General features: G+C 65.1%; 11 protein-coding genes. 9 read left to right on the top strand and 2 right to left on the bottom strand.

Annotated features, from left to right (window positions below; genetic code table 11):
- Positions 1-3: 3 nt before the first annotated feature.
- The 5 genes from gnd to QW887_RS07125 are packed head-to-tail and all read left to right on the top strand — an operon-like array spanning position 4 to position 4,675.
- Complete coding sequence (gene gnd / locus QW887_RS07145; protein WP_315718007.1) at positions 4-1,041, top strand: phosphogluconate dehydrogenase (NAD(+)-dependent, decarboxylating); 1,038 nt, start codon at positions 4-6, stop codon at positions 1,039-1,041.
- Complete coding sequence (zwf, locus tag QW887_RS07140) at positions 1,038-2,561, top strand: glucose-6-phosphate dehydrogenase (protein WP_315718006.1); 1,524 nt, start codon at positions 1,038-1,040, stop codon at positions 2,559-2,561. The genes gnd and zwf overlap by 4 nt, the downstream gene beginning before the upstream one ends.
- 2 nt (positions 2,562-2,563) lie before the next feature.
- Entirely contained in the window at positions 2,564-3,313 is a 750-nt protein-coding gene (pgl, locus tag QW887_RS07135) for a 6-phosphogluconolactonase (protein WP_315718005.1), read from the top strand.
- Between the two features lie 22 nt (positions 3,314-3,335).
- Entirely contained in the window at positions 3,336-3,830 is a 495-nt protein-coding gene (locus QW887_RS07130) for a gluconokinase (RefSeq protein WP_315718004.1), read from the top strand.
- A 20-nt stretch (positions 3,831-3,850) separates the two neighbouring features.
- The gene (locus QW887_RS07125; RefSeq protein ID WP_316194308.1) at positions 3,851-4,675 is read left to right on the top strand and encodes an HAD family hydrolase; all 825 of its coding nucleotides are present in this window, start codon (positions 3,851-3,853) and stop codon (positions 4,673-4,675) included.
- A gap of 11 nt (positions 4,676-4,686) precedes the next feature.
- Here the strand turns inward: QW887_RS07125 and QW887_RS07120 are convergent, their stop codons facing one another.
- Positions 4,687-6,498, bottom strand: a complete 1,812-nt coding sequence (locus tag QW887_RS07120; protein ID WP_315718002.1) for a glycoside hydrolase family 15 protein — start codon at positions 6,496-6,498, stop codon at positions 4,687-4,689.
- A gap of 40 nt (positions 6,499-6,538) precedes the next feature.
- Positions 6,539-8,491 carry a 4-alpha-glucanotransferase gene (gene malQ, locus QW887_RS07115; RefSeq protein ID WP_315718066.1) on the bottom strand — a complete coding sequence of 651 codons (1,953 nt, stop codon included), beginning with the start codon at positions 8,489-8,491 and terminating at the stop codon, positions 6,539-6,541.
- 355 nt (positions 8,492-8,846) lie between these two features.
- On the opposite strand from malQ, the gene treS reads away from it, so the two are divergent.
- Genes treS through treZ form a run of 4 tightly spaced genes read left to right on the top strand, consistent with a single transcriptional unit; the run spans position 8,847 to position 18,130 of the window.
- Positions 8,847-12,152 (top strand): maltose alpha-D-glucosyltransferase, encoded by a 3,306-nt coding sequence (gene treS, locus QW887_RS07110; RefSeq protein ID WP_315718001.1) that lies wholly within the window; start codon positions 8,847-8,849, stop codon positions 12,150-12,152.
- Positions 12,149-14,287 carry a 1,4-alpha-glucan branching protein GlgB gene (glgB, locus tag QW887_RS07105; protein WP_316194307.1) on the top strand — a complete coding sequence of 713 codons (2,139 nt, stop codon included), beginning with the start codon at positions 12,149-12,151 and terminating at the stop codon, positions 14,285-14,287. Before treS ends, glgB begins: the two co-directional genes overlap by 4 nt.
- A gap of 4 nt (positions 14,288-14,291) precedes the next feature.
- Positions 14,292-16,367, top strand: coding sequence for a glycogen debranching protein GlgX (gene glgX / locus QW887_RS07100; RefSeq protein WP_315750201.1), 2,076 nt, complete (start codon positions 14,292-14,294; stop codon positions 16,365-16,367).
- Positions 16,364-18,130 carry a malto-oligosyltrehalose trehalohydrolase gene (gene treZ, locus QW887_RS07095; protein ID WP_316194306.1) on the top strand — a complete coding sequence of 589 codons (1,767 nt, stop codon included), beginning with the start codon at positions 16,364-16,366 and terminating at the stop codon, positions 18,128-18,130. Before glgX ends, treZ begins: the two co-directional genes overlap by 4 nt.
- Position 18,131: the final 1 nt, after the last annotated feature.

The raw sequence follows: 18,131 nt of genomic DNA, 5'->3' as shown, positions 1-18,131 counted from the left end.
TCGATGCAATTGGGAATGATCGGTCTCGGGCGGATGGGCGGCAACATCGTGCGCCGCCTGATGCGCGCCGGACACGCCTGCGTGGTCTATGATCGCGACGCAAAGGCCGTCGCCGCGCTGGTTTCCGAGGGCGCCACCGGCGCCGCGAGCCTCGAGGAGTTCGTCGGCAAACTCGCCCTCCCGCGGCACGCCTGGGTCATGCTGCCGGCCGGCAAGATCACGGAAGCCACCGTCGAGCAGCTCACCAAGCTGATGAGCCGAGACGACGTCGTCATCGACGGCGGCAACAGTTTCTGGCAGGACGACGTCCGCCGCGGCAAGGCGCTCAAGGAGCGCGGTCTGCACTACGTCGACGTCGGCACCTCCGGCGGAGTCTGGGGCCTCGACCGCGGCTACTGCATGATGATCGGCGGCGACAAGCCGGTCGTCGACCGACTCGATCCGATCTTCGCGACGCTAGCGCCAGGCATCGGCGACATCCCGCGCACACCGGGCCGTGACGGCCGCGACCCGCGCGTCGAACAGGGCTACATCCATGCGGGGCCGACTGGCGCCGGCCATTTCGTCAAGATGATCCACAACGGCATCGAATATGGCCTGATGCAGGCCTATGCCGAGGGCTTCGACATCCTCAGGAATGCGAACAGCGCGGCGCTGCCCGAGGCGCATCGCTTCGACTTCGATCTCGCTGACATCGCCGAGGTGTGGCGCCGCGGCAGCGTCATTCCGTCCTGGCTGCTCGACCTCACCGCCAGCGCGCTCGCGCGGCAGCCCGGTCTGGAGAAATATTCCGGCTATGTCGAGGATTCCGGCGAGGGCCGCTGGACCGTGAATGCGGCGATCGACGAAGCGGTGCCGGCCGAGGTGTTGACCGCCGCCTTGTTCGCCCGTTTCCGCTCGCGCCAGGAGCACACCTTCGCGGAAAAGATTCTCTCGGCGATGCGCGAAGGCTTTGGCGGGCACAAGGAGCCTGAACAGCACCCAGACCCGGCGCGCCAGAGCGCGCCCGAGATCGTCAAGCCCAGGGACGACCGCGCGTGACCCCGCTGCATCCGCACCAGCCGCAACATCAGAAGCCTGACGCTTGCGCCTTCGTGATCTTCGGTGTGACCGGCGATCTGACCCATCGGCTCGTCTTGCCATCGCTTTACAATCTCGCGGCCAATCATCTGCTGCCGGACAGGTTCTGCATCGTCGGCATTGCCCGCAAGGGCACGTCGAGCGAGCAACTGCGCGACAATCTCATGGAAGGCCTACGCAAATACGCCACACGCCCGATCGAGGATGAGATCGCGCAGCGCCTGTTGCAATGCGTGACTGCGATTGAGGCCGATCCGAAGGAGCCGGAAAGCTTCGATCAGTTGAAGGCGAAGCTGGAAAAGCTGGAAGCCGCGCGGGAGACCCACGGCAATCGGCTGTTCTATCTCGCGACGCCGCCGAGCGCCTTTGCGCCGATCGCGCAACAGCTCGGGCGCGTCGGGTTGCTGCGCGAGGACGGCAAGGCTTGGCGCCGCCTCGTGGTGGAAAAGCCGTTCGGCACCGACCTCGCCTCGGCCAAGAAGCTGAACGACGAGCTTCTGCAGCTCGTGACCGAGCACCAGATCTACCGGATCGATCATTACCTCGGCAAGGAGACGGTGCAGAACATCCTGGTGCTGCGTTTCGCCAATGGCATGTTCGAGCCGATCTGGAACAGGCATCACATCGACCACGTGCAGATCACCGTCGAGGAGAAGCTCGGCGTCGGCACGCGCGGCAGCTTCTACGACGCGACCGGCGCGCTGCGCGACATGGTCCCCAACCATCTCTTCCAATTGCTGTCGCTGGTGGCGATGGAGCCGCCGGCACGGTTCGATGCGCATACCGTCCGCTCCGAGAAGGCGGAGGTGCTGTCGGCGATCCAGCCGTTGAGCGAACGGGAGGCGCTGCTCAATTCGGTGCGCGGCCAGTACACGGCTGGCATGATCGGCGATGCCGAGCTACCCGACTATCTGAGGAGCAAGGACGTCCGCCCCAACAGCACCACCGAGACCTATGCCGCCTTCAAGCTCACGATCGACAATTGGCGCTGGGCCGGCGTTCCGTTCTATCTGCGCACCGGCAAGGCGCTCGGCGCCAAGCGCACCGAGGTCGCGATCAAGTTCCGCCAGGCGCCGTTCGCGATGTTCAGTTGCACGCCGATCGAGACCCTGGCCGAGAACTATCTGGTCATCGGCATCGAGCCGACCCAGAGCATCACGCTGCAGTTCAACACCAAGGTGCCCGGCCCCACCATCCGCACCGATGGCGTGCAGATGAAGTTCAATTACAAGGACTATTTCCAGGCCGAGCCCGCCACCGGATACGAGACGCTGATCTATGACTGCATGATCGGCGACAACATCCTGTTCCAGCGCGCCGACAGCGTCGAGGCCGGCTGGAAGGCCGTCGAGCCGTTCATCGGGGCGTGGAAGAAGGCCGGCCGCGATGGCCTGCATTCCTACGCGGCCGGCAGCGAGGGACCTGAGGCGGCGGCCGATCTCCTGGCCCGCGACGGCCGCAGCTGGCGCAAGCTGATTTAGCCGTGGCCGGGCCGCAGAACCGCAAACTCGTGCGAGTCGCGGACCAGGCGACGATGGCGAGGGTCGCGGCCGAACATCTCCTGGCCCGCATCGACGCAAATCCGGGGACCATAGCCGTCTGCCTCACCGGGGGATCGAGCCCGAGGCAGCTTTATCAGCTGCTGGCGACGGACGCCTATCGCGAGCGGATTGCATGGCCGCGCGTGCACTGGTTCATCGGCGACGAGCGCTATGTTCCGGCCGGAGATCCCCTGCACAACATGACCATGGCCCGCCACGCGTTCCTCGATGCCTGCGCGCCGGCCGCCAACATCCACCCGATCGCGACCGATAGGTCGGACCCGGAGGCCAGTGCCCGCGACTATCAGCGCACGCTGGAAGCGTTCTACGGCGCCGGGCGGCTCGCCCCCGCGCGGCCGCTGTTCGACCTTGTGCTGCTCGGCATCGGCCCCGACGGCCATGTCGCGTCGCTATTCCCCGGTTTTCCCGCCGTTGATGTCGCCGATCGCTGGGTCGTCGGCGTCGACAAGGCTCACGTCGCTCCCTTCGTGCCGCGGATCAGCCTGACCTTGCCTGCGCTCGCCTCCTGCCGAACCATGCTGTTTGAGATCGCCGGTACCGACAAGCGCGCGATCATGACGCGGGTGCTGGCCGGTGAGGACCTGCCGGCCAATCGCGCCCGCTCAAATCGGGAGACGATCCTGCTCATCGACAGCGAGGCCTGGCCGGAGGGGCGAAGTGGCGACATCTGACCTGCCCCATGCGCTCGTCATCATGGGCGTGTCCGGCTCCGGCAAGAGCACGATCGGGAAAACATTGGGGCAACGCCTCGGCTGGCGCTTCGAGGATGGCGACAGCTTTCACCCGCCCGCAAACGTCGCCAAGATGAGCGCCGGCCACCCGCTCACGGACGAGGATCGCTGGCCCTGGCTGCAGGCGATTGCCCAGGAGATCGCGCGTTGCCGTACTGCGGGCCAGCACATCATCATCGCCTGCTCTGCACTCAAGAAGGCCTATCGCGATATCCTGGTCGGCGGCTGTAACGATGTCCGCATGGTCTATCTCCAAGGCAGTCAGGAGCTGATCGGCGGACGGATGAGCCATCGCAAGGGGCACTTCATGCCGCCGGGCCTGCTCGCCAGCCAATTCGCCACCCTGGAACCACCTGACGCCGCCGAGCGTCCCATTACAGTCTCGGTCGACGCGCCAGTCGCGGCGATCGTGGACGACATCATGCAACAGCTTCACGCCGGTCGGGGCTGCGCCTGACCCGCGAACAGGAAGGGCTCATGACCCGCATCGCTCTCGTCGTATCCGACGTCGACGGCACGCTGCTGACCAAGGACAAGGTTCTGACCGAGCGGGCCGCGAAGGTGGCACGACGCCTGCACGAATGTGGCGTCGCCTTCACGCTCACCTCGAGCCGCCCTGCGATCGGCATGCGCCTTCTGATCGAGCCGCTGCAGATCAGCCTTCCGGTCGGCCCCTTCAACGGCAGCTCGATCATCGGCGCTGACATGCGCCCGCTCGAGCAGAGCCTGATCCCGCCCGCGGCCGCCGCGCGCTGCGTCGATCTTCTCCAACAATCCAGGGTCGACATCTGGGTCTTCACCAATGATGCCTGGCTGACGCGCAATCCGGACGGCGAGTACGTCCCGAACGAGCGGCGCGCGATACGCGCGGAGCCGACGATCGTCGACGATTTCTCCCCCTATCTGTCGAACGCCTGCAAGATCGTCGGCGCCAGCAGCGATTTCGAGCTGCTGGCGCACTGCGAGAGCCAGATGCAGCAGACGCTGGGGACCGAGGCGACGGCGGTCCGCTCGCAGAGCTACTATCTCGACATCACTCCGCCCGGGCGCAACAAGGGCACCTTCGTCACGGCGATGGCCAAGCGGCTCGGCGTTCCGCTCGACCAGGTCGCGACCATCGGCGACATGCACAATGATGTCGCGATGTTCGAGGTGAGCGGATTGTCGATCGCCATGGGCAATGCCAGCGACGAGGTGAAGAGCAAAGCCAAGCGCATCACCACGTCCAATCAGGACGAAGGCTTTGCCAATGCCATGGAGATGATCCTGGCGGAAAACGCGCAAGGCTCATCCGCAAGCTGACGCGCGGCAGCTCAGGCTCCCGACCGCTGCCTTGCGGGTTTGTCGCTGGCCTTCTTGGCGCTGCTCAGATTTTGCGCCGTGTTGATCAGCGCGATATGGGTCAGCGCCTGGGGAAAGTTGCCGGTCTGCCGCCGTGCCTCGGTGTCGTATTCTTCGGCCAGCAGTCCAACGTCGTTGGCGATGTTCACCACGCGGCGGAACAGCGTCTCGGCCTTCTCCGTATCGCCCGCCAGGACATGGGCGTCGGCCAGCCACAGCGTGCAGGCCAGGAACGCGCCTTCGATCGGCTGCTGCTCGTCCGGCGGGACCTCGCGCGGATCGTGCCGGAGCACGAAGCCGTCCCGCAGCAGATGCTCCTCAATCGCGTCGACCGTGCCGCGAATGCGCGAATCGGAGCACGGCAGGAAGCCGACCGCCGGCAACAGCAGCAGGCTGGCATCGAGCAGCCGCGAGCCATAGGACTCGACGAAGCTGCCGAGGCTTTCGTCGTAGCCCTTGGCGCAGACATCGTGATGAATCGTCTCGCGCAGCCGCCGCCAGCGCTCCAGCGGCGCCTTGAACCCGAATTTCTCCGCGCTCTTGATCGCGCGATCGAACGCCACCCAGGTCATCACCTTGGAGAACACGTAGTGACGGCCATCGCCGCGGCGTTCCCAGATGCCGTGGTCGGGCTGGTCCCAGACGTCGGTGAGATGGTCGAGCACCGCGCATTCCAGGTCCCAGGTGCCGTCGTCCAGCTTGAGCTTGGTCATGCGGGCCTGATGGAAGGCATCCATCAGCTCGCCGTAGACGTCGAGCTGGAGCTGCGCATGCGCGGCATTGCCGATCCGCACCGGCTGGGCACCCTCGTAGCCCGGCAGCCACTCGGCCTCCCACTCCATCAGCCGCCGCTGGCCCATGATGCCATACATGATCTGCATGTAGGCGGGAGCGCCCGCCGCGGCGCGCAGCAGCCAGTTGTGCCAGGCCAGCGCTTCCTCGGTGTAACCCGAGTTCATCAACGCGAGCAGCGTGAACGTCGCGTCACGCAGCCAGCAGAATCGGTAGTCCCAGTTGCGCCGGCCGCCGAGCTTCTCCGGCAGCGAGGTGGTCGGCGCCGCGACGATGCCGCCGGTCGGCGCGTAGGTGAGCGCCTTCAAGGTGATCAGCGAGCGCATCACGAGTGCGCGATGCTCGCCCTGATGGGTGCAGCGCCGCGACCAGTCGGCCCAGAACGTTTCGGTGTCATCCAGCGCCTGATCCGGATCGATCGCCTTGGGCGCCGGCAGATGCGACGGACCGTAGGTGAGCACGAAAGGCACGGTTTCGCCGGCAGCGACCTCGAACTCCGCCACCGTGGTCATGTCCGCGCCGCGGGTCGCGACCGGCGTATGCAGCACCGCCATGTCCTGGCCGCAGATGGCGAGCAGCGCGGAGCGATCCTCGGAACGCTTGACCCAGGGAATCTCGATGCCGAACCCGAAGCGGATGATAAGCTCCATCCGCATGGCGACCCGGCCGGAGACGCCGCGGACCAGCCGAACGACATCGGAGGCCCTGCCCCGCGGCGGCATGAAATCGATCATCTCGACGGTGCCGGTCGCAGTTTCGTATCGCGTCTCGAGGATGAGGCTGTCGCCGCGATAACGGCGAGACGTCGATCGGACGTCGCCGCGCGGCTCGATCAGCCAGCGGCCATGGCTGCGATCTCCCAGCAAGGCTGCGAAACAGGCATCCGAATCGAACGCCGGCCAACACAGCCAGTCGATCGACCCGTTCCGGCTCACCAGGGCAGCCGTCTCACAATCACCAATCAGCGCGTAGTCTTCGATCTTGCAGGACATTTGGCATCCGCGTGCAACTGCCCCCCGCAATCCCCCCGTTCTAAACGCCGGCCGGGCTGATCCGTTCGGCGGTCGCCGCCTTCAACGCCGCGACGCTGGTCGCACCGGCGATGTCCTCGAGCTTGATCGGCATCTTGCGGCGCCAGTTCGGATGCTCGTCGATCGTGCCGGGAATATTGGGCTGATCGACCACTTCCAGCAGATCCTCCAGGGAAATCACCAGCAGCCGGGACCGCGTCCGCGACAGGAAGGCGATCGCTGAGTGGACATCGTTGGCTTGAATGCCGTGTTGGCGGAGCACCTCGTCCCAGAGCCCCAACGCATCCCAGCGATCCTGGTCGCTTTCACCAGGATCGATGCCCAGCCCGCGTTTGGTCTTGAGATCGCCGAACGAGCGCCAGCCGGCGTAGGTCGAGAGGTCGTGGGTATTCAGCGTCACCAGCGCGTTCGGCGGATAGAAGTCGACATCGCGGAAGCGGCCGTTGTCGTCGCGTTCGAAGATCATCACCTTGTAGGACCACAATCCCCAATCGGCCATCTGTTCGCGAAAGCCCTCCGGCACGGTGCCGAGATCCTCGCCGATGACGATGCATTCATTGGCGACGCTCTCGATGACGGTCGCGGCCAACAGCGCCTCGAACGGCATCTGCACGTACGCGCCCTGCTTGGCCGGAAATCCGTGCGGCACCAGATAGAGTCGCTTCAAACCGAGCACATGGTCGAGCCGGATCGCGCCGGCATGCCGCATCGACGCCCGAACCATCTCCCGGAACGGCTCGAAATTCTTCAGCGCCAGTCCGGGCGCGTTGAACCCGGCGAGCCCCCAGTTCTGCCCGACCGTGTTCAAGGGATCGGGGGGCGCCCCGACCGAGAGCGTGCGCGAAATGGCGCCCTGCTCGTTCCAGGCATCGAAGCCGTCGGATTGAACGCCGACCGCGACGTCGAGATACAAGCCGACCTTCATTCCCAGCCGATGCGCGAGATCCCGGCAATGGCGCAATTGTCGCTCGGCGAGCCATTGCACATAGGCGATGAACTCGGCCTCCCTCCGGTCGGGGCCGCTGAGCAGCGCCGCGCAGCGCGCAGCATCGGGCTGCCGCCACTCCTCGGGCCAGTCCCACCAGGGCTTCAGGAAGCGATGCCGCAACACCTCGAAGCAGGTGAAGCGGGCCAGCAGCTCGCCACGCTCGGCCCGATAGGCCTTGAACTCCGCAGCGGCCGCGGCGTCGGGCGCAGCCATGAAAGCGTCGAAGGCGGCACGCAGGGCCGGCCATTTCAACGCCGCCACACCCTTGTAGTCCACCAGCTCGGCCTGCCGCAGCGGCTCCAGCACCTTGCTGCCGGGCCCCTTCGCGAAGCCCGGGGCCTGCTCGACATCGACATAGAGCGCATTCAGGAACAGCCGGCTGTTCGGCGCGTAAGGGCTGAAATCGCCCGGCCGGTCGTCGAACAGCGCGTGCAACGGATTGAGGCCGACGCCATCGGCGCCGAGTTCGGCGCAAAGCGTGATGAGATTGGCAAGGTCGGTGAAATCGCCCATGCCCCAGTTGCGGCCGGATCGAATGCCGTAGAGCTGCACCGCCAGCAGCCAGACACGGTCGAAATCACCGGCGAAGGCCTTCGCCGGTGCGACGAGCAGCGGCAGCTCCTCGCGGTACGACGACGCATCCACCAGCTCGAGGCGGTAGCTGCCGACCGGCAGATCACCCGGCCACTCGACCAGGGCCTCGCCGGCGTCTCCCTTCGCGATCTCAGCGTCGCCACGCCTGATGGTCCACCTGACCGGCAGCTTCGCCGCCTCGGTCAGGCGGCTGCGCGCGGGCTGCCCAGAGCGAATCACCACCGCATCGCTCAGCAGCCGATGCGGCGTGGGCCGGGGAAAGGCCTCCACGATGATCTTGAGGGCCGCTTCGTCGGTCACACGACGGTGCCCCTGACCATCGTAGAATTCTGTCAGGATTCCGAGACTATGGGCTTCGCTGTAGAGATCCATTCGGCACGCGATCTGGACGTAACGGCAAGTCGTACGTCGTAAAATTGTTGTGGGACGGCAAGAGGATAAGCCCCTAACGCCGCGGCAAGGCCGTCGTTCCCCGGGGAACAAAACGAGCCTTGCGGCTTTGTAATTGGGGTCGTCTCGGTTTCTAGCGAACCGGGACGCCGTTTTATTGTCAATGGCATCACCGTGAACAAATTTGCGCACACGTTCGAGAGCGTCGCCCTCAAAGACGCTTTCTCCCCTATTCTGCCCTCTTTTGAGGAGAGCCGCATCTGTCGAGGCCGAGACATCTTTCGAGACGCCTCCGATCGCAGCCGCATCATCATCCTCTCTCCTAGGTGAGGGCCTCATGAACCTGATGTCATCCCTGGATTCGCCCAGCCTGCAGACCGAGCCCGACGGCGACGGTCTCTGGTACAAGGACGCGATCATCTATCAGCTGCACGTCAAGGCGTTCGCCGACAGCAACAATGACGGCGTCGGCGACTTCGCCGGCCTGACCGACAAGCTGGACTATCTGCAGGACCTCGGCGTCACCACGCTGTGGCTGCTGCCGTTTTACCCCTCGCCTGGCCGCGACGACGGCTACGACATCGCCGATTACGGCAGCATCAATCCCGATTTCGGGACGATGAAGGAGTTCAAGCGCTTCATCCAAGAGGCCAAGCGGCGCGGCCTGCGGGTGATCACCGAGCTCGTGGTCAATCACACCTCCGACCAGCATCACTGGTTCAAGCGCGCCCGGCGCAGCCCGCCCGGCTCCAGCGCCCGCAACTGGTACGTCTGGAGCGACACCGACCAGAAATATCTCGGCACCCGAATCATCTTCACCGATACCGAGAAGTCCAACTGGACCTGGGATCCGGAGGCCGGCCAGTTCTACTGGCACCGCTTCTTCTCGCACCAGCCGGACCTCAACTTCGACAATCCGCGCGTGGTCAACGCGATCATCCAGGTGATGAAACGCTGGCTCGATGCCGGCGTCGACGGCTTCCGGCTTGACGCCATCCCCTACCTCTGCGAGCGCGACGGCACCAACAACGAAAACCTCCCCGAGACGCATGCGATCATCAAGCGCCTGCGTGTCGAGCTCGACAATTACGCCAAGGACAAGCTGCTGCTGGCGGAAGCCAATCAGTGGCCGGAGGACGTTCAGGAATATTTCGGCCAGGGCGACGAATGCCATATGGCCTATCACTTCCCGCTGATGCCGCGCATCTACATGGCGATCGCCCAGGAGGACCGCTTCCCGATCACCGACATCCTGCGCCAGACGCCCGACATTCCCGCGACCTGCCAATGGGCGCTGTTCCTGCGCAATCATGACGAGCTGACCCTGGAGATGGTCACCGACGTCGAGCGCGACTATCTGTGGTCGACCTACGCCAACGATCCGCGTGCGCGCATCAATGTCGGCATCCGCCGCCGCCTCGCGCCGCTGATGGACAATGACCGGCGCAAGATCGAGCTGATGAACTCGCTGCTGATGTCATTCCCCGGCACGCCGATCATCTATTACGGCGACGAGATCGGGATGGGTGACAACATCTATCTCGGCGACCGCAACGGCGTACGAACGCCGATGCAATGGACGCCCGACCGCAATGGGGGCTTCTCGCGCGCCGACCCGGCGCGGCTCTACGCGCCGATGATCATGGACCCGGTGTACGGCTACGAGGCGGTCAATGTCGAGGCGCAGTCGCGCAGCCTGTCGTCGCTTTTGAACGCCACCAAGAAGCTGATCTCGGTGCGCAAGTCGACGCTGGCCTTCGGCAGGGGCACCATGACCTTCATCCGCCCGGCCAACCGGTCGGTTCTGGCCTATGTCCGCCAATACAAGGACGAGGTCATCCTCTGCGTCGCCAACCTGTCGCGCTCGGCGCAGGCGACCGAGCTCGATCTCTCGCCATTCAAGGATCGCGTCCCGATCGAAATGCTCGGCCGCTCGCGCTTTCCCGCCATCGGCGAACTGCCTTACATGATCACGCTCGCGCCCTACGGATTCTACTGGTTCCAGCTCAAGGAGCGCGAGAAGTCGGAGCCCATCATCCAGCGCGCGGTACCGGAGTTCGAGACGCTGGTCGTGCCGCTCGGCTCGACCTGGGTATCGCTGGCTCGCACTCGCAGCGTGTTCGAACGCGACGTTCTGCCCGGTCATCTGGCGCGCGCACGATGGTACCCCGAGCGCTCGGCGGACGCGATCCATCCGACGCTGACCTCGGCGATCCCGTTCTGCGACATCGGCGACAACCGGCCCTGGCTGATCTTCTTCAAGGCCGCCGAGCGCGACGAGAAGCGGCGCTATCTGCTGCCGATGCAGATCGAGTGGGTGCGTTTCGATCGCGATCGCTACAATCCGCAGGCCTTCGCCGCCGTGCGCCAGGGCGCCCGCGAGGGAACGCTGCTCGATGCAGCGACGAGCCCGATCTTTCTTGCGCTGCTCCTGCACAATCTGAAGCAAGCGTTGACGGTCGAGGAAAACGGGGTGCGCCTCGAATTCCGGCCGACGTCGCGGTTTCCCGACAAGCAGATCCGCGAATCGGAGCAGGTGCGCGTGGTCGAGACCGACCGCTGCAGCAGCAAGGCGGTGGTCAACAACGAGTTCTTCATCAAGCTCCGCCGCGAGCTGGAGGCTGGTCCGCACCCGGAGATCGAGATCGGCGGTTTCCTCACGGAGACCGTAGGCTTCGCCAATGTCCCGCCGCTGCTCGGCAGTGTCGAGGTGATCCAGGAGGGCGAGCGGCAGACCGTCGGCTGCGTCCACGGCTTCGTCGAGAACCAGGGCGACGGCTGGACCGTCAGCGCCGCCTATCTCGATCGCTACGTCGACGACCAGCGCGTGTTCGCCGCGAGCGGCGACGAGCGGCAGAGCGAGGAGCTGTCGCCCTATCTGCGCTACATGGCGCAGGCAGGCCGTCGCGTCGGCGAGTTGCATGCGGCGCTCGCCTCGCGCAGCGACATCGTCGATTTCGCGCCCGAGCCCACGAACGCAGATCATCTCGATCACTGGATCGACCGGCTGCGCGGCCAGGCTGACCGGATCCTCACGGGCCTGAGCGAGCGCCGCGATCACCTCAAGGATCCGGAACGAGGGCTGGTCGACCAGGTGCTCGCCAGGCGCGGCGAGCTGTCGGAGCGCCTCAGCAGCCTGATCCCGCACCATATCGGCGGCTGCGACATCCGGCTGCATGGCGATTTCCATCTCGGCCAGATCCTCATCGTCAAGGACGATATTTTCATCATCGACTTCGACGGTGACGAGGAGCAGCCGCTTGCGGAGCGTCGGCGCAAGGCGCCGCCGGCGCGCGACATCGCAGGCTTCCTGCGCTCGATCGATTGCTCGGTCCGCGTCGCCCAGGAGCGCGCCCTGAGGGCGAGCCAGGACGATCACGGCCGTATCGCCGCCGCGCTGTCGGAATGGCGCGACCAGGCCGCGACCGCCTTCTTGGCTGGCTATCGCGAGATCAAGGCCAGTCAGCGCCTCTGGCCGGACGATCCGCATACGGCGGAGGCGCTCCTTAACTTTTTCATGCTGGAAAAAGCCCTCGGAGCGCTCGAATATGATCTGGCTCACCGGCCGGACTGGTTGCGCATCGCATTGAGCAACCTGCTTCGCGTCCTGTCCGAGCCAGCATCAGCCAGCGAGTCCTCATGACCCATCTTTCTCCCGAGGCGTTTGCGATCATCGAAGGTCGGCATGCCGACCCGTTTCGCTATCTCGGTCAGCACAATGTCGACGGGCGGACGGTCGTGCGCGCGTTCCTGCCCGAGGCCTCCCGCGTCGAGGTGGTCGGCGAGCACGGCGACGTCGCCGCGCTGACGCGCATCCATGATGCCGGCCTGTTCACCGGGACCATGCCGTCGCTGCAGCGCTATCGGCTTCGGGCGACATTCGGCGACCACGTCACCGACCTCGAAGATCCTTATCGTTTCCTGCCGATCCTGAGCGACTTCGACCTGCATCTGCTCGGCGAAGGCAATCATGAGCGGCTCTACGACAAGCTCGGCGCGCATCCAATGGTGCTCGACGGCGTCGACGGCGTCGGCTTCGTCGTGCTCGCGCCGAACGCGCGTCGCGTCAGCGTGGTCGGCGATTTCAACTTCTGGAATGCGCGGCGCCACCCGATGCGCGTCCGCGGCAACGGCTACTGGGAGCTGTTCATTCCCCGCGCCAGGGCCGGCGACCACTACAAGTTCGACATCATCGGCCCGCAGGGCGAGCACCTGCCGCTGAAATCGGACCCGATGGCCTTCGCGGCCGAGATGCGTCCCAAGACCGCATCGATCGTGGTCGACGAGTCCAGCCTGCCGCGACCTCGGCCGGCGCCGCATGACATCAACAAGCTGAACAGGCCGGTCTCGATCTATGAGGTGCATCTCGGCTCCTGGCGGCGCAAGGACAATAACCAGTGGCTGACCTATCGCGAACTCGCCGAGCAACTGCCGGCCTATGCACGCGACATGGGCTTCACGCACATCGAATTCCTGCCGGTCAGCGAGCACCCGTTCGACGGCTCCTGGGGCTATCAGCCGACCGGCCTGTTCGCGCCGACCAGCCGCTTCGGCAGTCCTGAGGACTTCTGTGCGCTGGTTGATGCGTGCCACCGCGAGGGCCTCGCGGTGTGGCTCGACTGGGTGCCAGGCCATTTCCCGGATGACCCGCACGGCCTAGGCCATTTCGACGGCACCGCGCTGTACGAGCACGCCAACCCGATGCAGGGCCGGCAGCTCGACTGGGGCACGCTGATCTACAATTACGGCCGCACCGAAGTCGCCAATTTCCTGCGCTCGAACGCGCTGTTCTGGCTGGAGCGCTACGGCATCGACGGTCTGCGCGTCGATGCCGTCGCCTCGATGCTCTATCTCGACTACAGCCGTCCGTCCGGCGGCTGGATTCCGAACAAATATGGCGGGCGCGAGAACCTCGAGGCCATCGAGTTTCTGCGCCGGACCAATATCGACGTGTTCGGCCATTTCCCGCAGGCGACGACGGCTGCCGAGGAATCCACGGCGTGGCCGCAGGTGTCTCGCCCGGTCGACATGGGCGGGCTCGGTTTCGGCTACAAGTGGAACATGGGCTGGATGCACGACACCTTGCGCTACATCAGCAAGGACCCGATCCACCGCAAATATCACCACGGCGAGATCCTGTTCGGCCTGCACTACGCCTTTTCGGAAAACTTCATCCTGCCGCTGTCGCATGACGAGGTCGTGCACGGCAAGCGCTCCATCCTTGGCCGGATGCCGGGCGACGACTGGCAGCGTTTTGCCAACCTGCGTGCGTATTACAGCTTCATGTTCGGGCATCCCGGCAAGAAGCTCCTGTTCATGGGCTGCGAGCTCGCCCAGGAGCGCGAGTGGAATCACGATACCTCGCTCGACTGGCATCTGCTCGGCGACGCCAAATATGCCGGCATCCAGGCCCTGATCCGCGACCTCAACCACCTCTACCGCAACGTGCCGGCGCTGCATGAGCGGGACTGCGAGCCGGACGGCTTCGAGTGGTTGATGACCGACGACTCCGACCGAAACGTCTTCGCCTGGGTGCGCAAGGGCTTCGATGAGCACGCGCGCTGCGTCGTGGTCGTGAACTTTTCGCCCAACGTGTATTACAATTACCGGGTCCGCGTGCCGTTCGGCGGCAGATGGAGGGAAGCTTTCAATTCCGACTCCCTGCATTATGGCGGCAGCAATGTCGGCAACGTCGGCCAGGTCCATGCCTCTGAAGAACACCAGCTCAACCTCATCCTCCCGCCCATGGCAGCGGTATTTCTCCTCCCGGAAGCCTGACGCAATGCGCCTGGCCGCTGGAAGCCACGCCCGTCTCGGAGCAACCTGGGACGGACGGGGGACCAATTTTGCCCTGTTCTCCGCCAATGCCGAGAAGGTCGAGCTCTGCCTGTTCGACAGCCAGGGCCGGCGCGAGATCGAGCGCATCGAACTGCCGGAGCGGACGGAGGATGTCTGGCACGGCTATCTCAACGATGTCTCGCCGGGGCAGCTCTATGGCTACCGTGTCTACGGTCCTTACGAGCCGGAGCAGGGCCACCGCTTCAATGCCAACAAGCTGCTGCTCGACCCCTATGCCAAGCGGCTCGCCGGCCGGCTGGTCTGGAGCGACGCCCATTTCGCCTACCGCGCCGGCTCGCCGCGCGAGGATCTCTCGTTCGACCGGCGCGACAACGCCCGCGGCATGCCCAAGGCTGTCGTCATCGACGAGACCTTCAACTGGGGCCGGCGCGAAATGCGGCCGCAGATCCCGTGGGAGGACACGATCATCTACGAGGCCCATGTCAAGGGCCTGACCAACAAGCGCGACGACGTCCCACCCAATCTGCGCGGCACCTATGGCGGGCTGTCGTCGCCGGCGATGATCAAGCATCTGAAGCGGCTCGGCGTCACGACGATCGAGCTGCTTCCCATCCACGCCTTCATCGACGACCGCATGCTGGTCGAGAAGAAGCTGGTCAACTACTGGGGCTACAACACGATCTCGTTCTTCGCGCCGGAGCTTCGCTACGCGCAGGACAATCCGCTCGATGCCTTCCGGACGACGGTGGCAAGGCTGCACGATGCCGGCATAGAGGTCATGCTCGACGTCGTCTACAACCATACCGCCGAGGGCAACCATCTCGGACCCACCCTGTGCTATCGCGGCATCGACAACGCGTCCTACTACTGGCTGAAGCCCGACAATCCGCGCTTCTACGACGATTTCACCGGCTGCGGCTCGTCCGTTAACCTGACGCATCCGCGTGTGCTCCAGATGGTGATGGACTCGCTGCGCTACTGGGTGGAGGTCTGCCACGTCGACGGCTTCCGCTTCGACCTTGCCACCACCCTGGCGCGCGAGAAGCACGGCTTCGACCGGCGCAGCGGCTTTCTCACCGCGATCCGCCAGGACCCGGTGCTGGCGAGCGTCAAGCTGGTCGCAGAGCCCTGGGACGTCGGTCTCGGCGGCTATCAGGTCGGCGCATTTCCCTCGCAATGGTCCGAATGGAACGACCGCTATCGTAGCGCCATGCGTCGCTACTGGAGTGGCGAAGGCAGCCTGATCGGCGAGGTGTCAAGCCGCATGACCGGCTCGTCCGACATCTTCAACCATGACGGCCGCACCCAGCGCGCCAGCGTCAATCACGTCACCGTCCATGACGGGTTCACGCTGGCCGATCTCTTCAGCTACAACAGCAAGCACAATGAGGCGAACGGCGAGGACAATCGCGACGGCTCCAACGACAACCACAGCAACAATTTCGGTCATGAGGGGCCGACCGACGACGTGACGATCACGGCGCTGCGGCGGCAGTCGCGCAAGAACCAGCTCGCCTGTCTGTTCCTCGCGCAGGGCCTGCCGCTGCTGCTCGCAGGCGACGAGGTCGGCAACTCGCAGCATGGCAACAACAACGCCTATTGCCAGGACAACGAGGTCGGCTGGGTGGACTGGAGCGGCATGGGCCGCGAGGGCGATGATCTCATCGACTTCATCGCGCACATGACCGAGCTGCGCCGCCGCTTCGGCCAGATTCGCGCACGTCGCTGGCTCGATGGCCGCCGCCCGGACGGCAGCTTCGGCGTGCTGTGGCTGACGCCTTCGGCGGAGGAGATGACACAAACCGACTGGACCTTTCCCGACGGACGATTTCTCGCCTATGTGCTCGCTCCGGTGGAACAGGAACAGGCTCCGATCTTTATCGTTCTGAACGCGGCCCCCGAAGAGATCGGATTCAAATTGCCCAAGCTTGCCGAGTACAAGACGTGGCAACAGGTCCTGAACACCACCGAAGCCCAGCAGACGCCGATCGATTTCGCGTCCGGTGCGGACCTCAAGGCCCCGTCCCGCTCCGTGCTGGCGTATGCGGGCCAGTCATGAACGGCCGTCAATTCGGACCTCGGCTCACGCAGGACGGCACGACGTTCCGGCTGTGGGCGCCTGCCGCCAGGCGCGTCGATCTGATCCTCGACGTCAAGCATGAGATGCAGCGCGGGGATGGCGGTTGGTATTCGCTCGACGTCGCCGGCGCCGGCGCCGGCACGCGGTATAAGTTCCGTATTGACGATGAGCTCGACGTTCCAGATCCCGGCTCGGATTTCCAGCCGGAGGATGTCTCCGGCCCGAGCGAAATCATCGACCACCGTGCCTACACCTGGCGCTCCGAAAACTGGCGCGGTCGTCCATGGCAGGATGCCGTGTTCCTCGAAAGCCATGTCGGCACCTTCACGACGGAAGGCACCTACCGCGCAATGATCGACAAGCTCGATCATCTCGTCGAAACCGGCATCACCGCGCTCGAACTGATGCCGCTGGCGGACTTCGCCGGCTCCCGCAACTGGGGCTATGACGGCGTGCTGCTCTACGCGCCGGACAGCGTCTATGGGCGTCCCGATGATCTGCGCGCGCTGATCGACGAGGCGCATCTGCGTGGCATCATGGTGTTTCTCGACGTCGTCTACAATCACTTCGGTCCGGAGGGAAACTACATCGGCCGCTATGCGCCGACCTTCTTCACCGACGCGCATACGCCGTGGGGCAGCGCGATCGACTACCGGCTCTCCGAAGTGCGCGCCTTCGCGATTCAGAACGCGTTGCATTGGCTGACGGACTATCGCTTCGACGGCCTGCGCTTCGACGCCGTGAATCACATCCTGTCCAACGAGGGTGAGATCCCGATGCTGCACGATCTCAGCGCCGCCGTGGGCAAGCTGGTCGAAGCAACCGGGCGGCACATCCATCTCGTGCTGGAAAACGGCGACAACCGCGCCAGCATGCTGGATTCCGCAGAGGAGCCGCCGCGCGGCAAATTTCGCGCGCAGTGGAACGACGACTATCATCACGCCTGGCACGTGATCCTGACCGGCGAGAGCGGCGGCTATTACGGCGACTACCAGCAGGCGCCGCGCCGCGATCTCGCTCGCGCGCTCGCCTCCGGCTTCGTCTACCAAGGCGAACCCGCGGCATTCTGGGGCGGCGATCCGCGGGGCGAGCCGAGCGGTCATCTGGCCCCCGGCGCGTTCGTCAACTTCCTGCAGAACCACGACCAGATCGGCAACCGCGTGTTCGGCGACCGCCTGGAGGCGCTGGCGTCGCCGGAAGGGATCGCGGCGGCACTCGCGGTGACGCTGCTCGCGCCCACCGTCCCGATGCTGTACATGGGCGAGGAATGGGGCTCGAAGCAGCCGTTCCCGTTCTTCTGCGACTTCCAGGGCGACCTCGCGCATGCCGTGCGCAACGGACGCCGCAGGGAGTATGAGTGGGCGTACGCCAAATATGGCGACGAGGTTCCCGATCCGCTCGACATCGAAACCTTCAAGTCCGCAATCATCGACTGGGACTCCCGCAATGCGTCGCCGGGGCGCGAGCGTCTCGCGCTGGTGCGCGCGCTCCTTGCGGTGCGTCACAAGGAGGTTGCGCCGCGGCTTCCGGGAGCGAAATTCGGCGAGGCGGACGTGACCGATGACGGTCGCCTGAGCGCGCATTGGCTGATGGGCGATGGCAGCCGGCTAAATCTGCTTGCCAACGTCTCCGACAAGGAGCTCGCGGCTTCGCCGACCGGCGTCCCGGGCACCCCGATCTGGGGCGACACGCCTGGAGACCGCCTGCCGCCGTGGTCGGTGTTCTGGAGCATCGGGGGATAGC

This window comes from Bradyrhizobium sp. SZCCHNRI3052 (assembly GCF_032484895.1).
Lineage (GTDB): Bacteria > Pseudomonadota > Alphaproteobacteria > Rhizobiales > Xanthobacteraceae > Bradyrhizobium.
This window is presented reverse-complemented; position numbering and strand designations above follow the sequence as displayed.